This is a genomic window from Streptomyces sp. NPDC054841 (assembly GCF_053611045.1).
The window spans coordinates 1-3,877 of the sequence record NZ_JBSGZO010000647.1 but is presented as its reverse complement, the minus strand read 5'-3'; the positions used below and the strand labels follow the sequence as shown (position 1 = coordinate 3,877).

The following is a 3,877-nucleotide window of genomic DNA, read 5'->3' as shown; positions in this document are numbered from 1 at the left end:
TTTGTCGCCACAGCGGTTACGGGCACGAGTTCGGGGGCGGCGGCTGGCTCATTCGCAGGCGCCGGCGTTGGTGAGCGCAGGACCCGCCGTGCGACGACGGGGCTGATGAGGGCCACCTTCGGCCGTTCCTGTGCACCCTGTTGTTGCTCCAGCACCACCTCCACCCCGGCCGCGTTCGCCAGCTCCCCTCCGTGCGGCAGCCAGTTCACCGTGCCGGTGCGGACCAACAGCCGTATGCTCCGCACGCCACCGCGCCGGAGCGACCGCACCACCGAGGTCAGACCTATCTCCCCACCGCCCTCCCACACACCATTACCGCCCCAGCTCAGGATTGGCCTCAGCGGGTCCGGCAGCGCGGGCGTCGGCGAGCGGAAAACTCCATCGGGTCCGGCCACATCGATGCCGTACAAGGCCCGGCGTACGGTGAGGCCCGCCGCCGCAGCCTCTGCCACACTGTGCCGCACCGCACCCTCCCACGGTGGTGCGGGCAGGAGCGGTCCGCTCGCTGTGCTCGCGGTAGGCCCGCTCACTGTCCCGCGCCCTGCGATCACCGGGCACCTCCAGCCACCCGGAAGCAACAGTGGGGTACGTTCAAACCGCTGGTCCGGAGCCGGGTGCCCGGCACCTCGCTGCATAAGCGCCGATTCGTCGAACGCCGATCTGGCCACCGCCAGGGTCGGGGGACCCCCCGGAGTCGCAATGGGAAGGAGTCTGCCGTCCGGGGCCAGCAGAGAGACGCGGTGCCAGGCCGCCAGCTCGGCGAGTGCTGATCCCGTACGGCCGGTGCCTGCATTGGGCCACACCACCCGCACCACTTTCACCGCCGCTCTGTCGAGATTTCCCAGCACCCGGTCGATGGCGGCCAGAAGTAGATGGTCGTACTGCTCCGCATCGACGATGAGCGCCATCCGCTCCGCTTCGGCAGGCAGGCCGACAAGCGCCGCCGAAAGCGCTCCGCTTCGCACTTCCCCCGTGCCGTGCACCCTGGTCAGCAGCAGTCCAGCCGGTACGCGGGTCGTCGCTGTGCCGGGCAGCGGCGCTGGTACGCCGCTCGCGAGCAGTGTCCGCTCCCAGACGGGTGAGGGGTACAGCAGGCCCAGTGGCTCGGCTGGATGTTCCGGCCGGATGCGTGTCCAGGGAACCCAGCCACCGATGCCTTCGGCGCCGGTGGCCCATAGTGCGACGGGTCGGCCCGGCACGCCCGTCGGGGCACCGATGCCCACGACGGCATCCAGTTTCCCTTCGATTAGCGGGAGTTCAAGTGCAGCGGGCTCACCTCGAGGCAGCAGCAGTCGCACCGGCCTGACCCCATCCACCGTCGGCAGCAGCCGTGCTATGCAGGCGATGCCGAGTGCAGCAGCAGGGGAATCTGCTGGCACATCCAGCACCAGGGCAGGCCGCTCAGGATCGGGCGCCAGCCGCGCCGCAGCGACGGCCTGGCTGGCCGTGCCGTGTCCACTGGACAGCCACAGTCCGGCCGGTATGCGATGCGCCTTCCAACCTGTGGGCAGGCCACGCTGCGCCTGCTGCAGCGCGTCGTGCCATCGGGGCACCAGGCCGATCTGCCCCGCCTGCACCCCGATTGGGGGTACGGCTGGAGCGCTGCCCCGTGGTTCTGCAGGTTTCTCCACGGTGGATTCCCTCCCTTTCGGTGCACGATGGTTGACAAACCGTCACAGCTGCCGGCTCAGCGCGTCGGGTGGGTGCGCGCGTAGCGCACGCCGTGGCGGTCGATAACGGCGACGACGCCTTCAGGCAGCGCCGGAATGCGTTCGGCCTGCTCAGGGCCCATCCCGAAAGCCGCCACGAGCGCGCGTGCGGTGGGACGCGCGAGCCGCGCCGTCAGCACGGATCTGTAACAGGACCAGTCCGTGCCAAGATCCACCGCGCTGGGCGCGAGCAGGTCGAATGCCGCCGCGTATCCGGATCCTGCCGAGGCTCCGCCCGGTGTTGACCCCCGCCCGAGTGATCCACCGTCATCGAGCCGCAGCCACAGCCGCGGATCGGGGGCCGGACCGTTCTGTCCGGGGGCGGCGACGATCACCTGGCGGGGTGCCCGTTCCTTGAGCGCTGCCCATGCATCCGGACGTACAGAGGTGATCCGCACCCGCATTCCACTGCCCAGCGCCGTGGCGAGCAACGTGGCGGCCGTGCCCGAGCCGCACAGCAGGGCTGCCCGCAGCGGCTCGGCTGCGGTGGCTCTCGCGAGCGGAATGGCCACCGGCTCGGACTTCGGGCCTGTGCCGACGAGAAGGTCGGTTCCTCCGACGGGTAGGGCGGGCGGTGCCGAGGCGAGATTGCTCAGCCTGTGTCCTCGCGGCCAGCCGGCGCGGAGGGGGAAGGTGCGGCCGAACGGGAGCGTGGCGAGCGTGCCGGGCAACTGGGCTCCGCGCAAGGGAGTCAGCTGGGCGCCGAGGCGGCGGGCTGCGCTGATCACCGCTGCCGTCGGGCGTTCGTCGGAGGCTGGGCCGGAGGTCCGCAGCAGAGTGTGGGCGATCACGCCGCGGCCGGGTCTGCCGGTCAGCGTGACGCTGAGAGCTGCGCCGGTCTGTGGCAGATCAAGCGCGGACAGCGCACCCTCGGCCCAGCGATTCACCGCGTACGTACGGTGGATGAGACCGGCGTTGTGCCAGGAATTGTGCCTCATGCCCGACGTTCGACTGCCGGTGGAGTTCTGGGTCCTGGTTCCTGGCCGCCCACCGGTTCGTTCCGCGGAGCCGGCTGCCAAGGCCAGGGCTTCCCAGTACTGTTCGGCGCTCAGCACCCGGGCTTGCAGCCCGCGTTCGGTCAACCTCTCGACGGTCCAGCGGGCCCGCTTGCGAAGTGCGTGGGCGGCCCCTCCCGGGCCGCTCACGGCACCGCGCAGCTGTGCAGTGAAAGGTTCCAGACGTAGAACGAGCCAGCTGTGCCGCACCGGAGCGGGCCGCCGGAACGCAGACCCGGCAGGGACGCCGGGTGGGCCGGACACGTCGGCGGTCGCCGAGGGGGTGCAGGTCAGGATCTGCACTGACGTCAGCCGTGCGGAAGCCGCTGCGGCGACCGGTTCCACGGTGTGCTGTCCGGGGCACCTGGACTCCTGTGGTTGCTCCAGCAGTTGTTCCAGGAGGTCGAGTGGGATCACGGGGGAGTGCTGTTCGGCGAGAGTGCCGTGCTCCCCCGAGTCCACGGCGATCGCGACGGACCACCCGTGCCCGTCGTCGGCGATGCCGACGGATCGCTCGACGGTTCCGACGGAGCGAATCGTGAGTGACGGCAGCAGCGTCCGCCGCAGCAGGGCCAGCGCGGTGCCGCTCACGGTAGTCGGCAGTCTCGCACTGCTGTTCTCACGGGACTGGCTGGAGTGGCTTGGGGAATTCGTGACTCCCATTGCGTCCGCCTCGTCCGTGGCGAAAGATCGCCGCAACCACTGGTCGACGAATCGGCCCCGGCACGAGAGGGTGGTGGTGAGCATTGACCCCGCCGCCACACCAGCGGCCGTCCAGCCTCCGCTCCCTCCGTGCAAGGCCGCGGCCCCAGCGGTGGCGGCGGACAGTGACCACCAGGCGATGCGGCGTTGATCGACTCCCCAGGCTATGCATGGCACGACACCCGCCTCATGAGAAGGACCGCGGGGTGTATCTGTGGGAGCCATGAGCGATCCTCCATCAGTGCTTTGCCAGGTGCGGCGCGCGGGCACGGGCGTTCTCTGCTGTCTACGCGGCCTGGCGGGAGGACGTTCACCGCGGCTGCGTTGTCTTTGTGTCGCACCGATCGGTCGGCGGGAACGATCGCGCCGCAAGGGCTATCGGTGAGTTTGAGGCACATGGCTGAAAAGCTGCTGCTGGCACCCTGAGATGCCGTTCCGGCCGCTGAGAATGGCGTGGCCAACGGTGGTGAG

2 protein-coding genes are annotated in these 3,877 nt (G+C 70.1%); both read right to left on the bottom strand.

Annotated features, from left to right (window positions below):
• On the bottom strand, nt 1-1,577 hold a 1,577-nt coding region (locus tag ACWGI8_RS41080; RefSeq protein ID WP_453668557.1), incomplete at its 3' end, for a hypothetical protein.
• Between the two features lie 110 nt (nt 1,578-1,687).
• Nucleotides 1,688-3,295, bottom strand: a complete 1,608-nt coding sequence (locus tag ACWGI8_RS41075) for a type VII secretion protein EccE (RefSeq protein WP_453668556.1) — start codon at nt 3,293-3,295, stop codon at nt 1,688-1,690.
• Nucleotides 3,296-3,877 lie beyond the last annotated feature (582 nt).